1 protein-coding gene and 1 pseudogene are annotated in these 697 nt (G+C 63.4%); one reads left to right on the top strand and one right to left on the bottom strand.

Going from position 1 to position 697, the window contains the following annotated elements; genetic code table 11:
* Positions 1–105, top strand: a 105-nt coding sequence (locus G4D87_RS38400; RefSeq protein WP_163787668.1) for a helix-turn-helix domain-containing protein, incomplete at its 5' end; no start/stop codon positions are given.
* 212 nt (positions 106–317) lie between these two features.
* On the opposite strand, the pseudogene G4D87_RS40325 reads toward G4D87_RS38400, so the two are convergent.
* Positions 318–398 (bottom strand): annotated as a pseudogene (locus tag G4D87_RS40325) (hypothetical protein); the annotation flags it as partial.
* Between the last annotated feature and the right edge of the window lie 299 nt (positions 399–697).

Genomic DNA, 697 nt, shown 5'->3' with positions numbered 1-697 from the left:
CACGACAACGTGACGGAAGCCGCGCGGCTGCTCGATTTGGAGCGGGGGCACTTCTATAAAAAAATGAAGGCGCTCGGCTTACGGCGGGGAAGTTCAGAGTCGTAACGCTGCGGATTCATTGCAACCTCGCGTGTCGCCGTGTGTGTGCTACGGGATGAGAGCGACGGCCGAGTGCTCGCCGCGTGCTCAACTGCGGGAAGGGAAACGAGGCGGAGGGCACTGACGCGGCTCGCCTGATGCTCGACGTCGCGTCCCACATAATAGGCAGCCGTGACGGCCGGCGTTGAGTGGCCGGCAAGCTGTTGCGCCACGGAGATGTCGCCGCCCGAGTCGCGAATCAGGTGGGTGATGAACGTCTTCCTCGAGGTGTGGAACGTGGTGCCTTCGAGCAACGCCACATCCGCTCGCGCCGCGATGGTGCGCAGCAGCTTTGCGTATTCCGGCGAAGGTGAGCACCCATTCCAGCTCAAGCCGAGCAGCCGTTCCGGCCATGGCGAGCAGTCGGAGCGTCAGCGGCGCTGGGACGTTCGTTCACTTCACCTGCTTACGCGCCTCATCCACCGAGGGCAGTGCCTCGGCCCAGGACTTGACTCCTCTCTGACTTCGGATGACGCCTCGGGTGCTCCGCGAACCTCTCGACACAGTCTTTTCGCGCGCATTGGTGGGAGGGGTGTCGCCCCCCTGTCTCTTATTCACA

This window comes from Myxococcus vastator, from assembly GCF_010894475.1.
GTDB classification, from domain to species: Bacteria; Myxococcota; Myxococcia; order Myxococcales; family Myxococcaceae; genus Myxococcus; species Myxococcus vastator.
The sequence above is the reverse complement of the archived record's forward strand: the minus strand, read 5'-3'. Positions and strand labels throughout refer to the sequence as shown.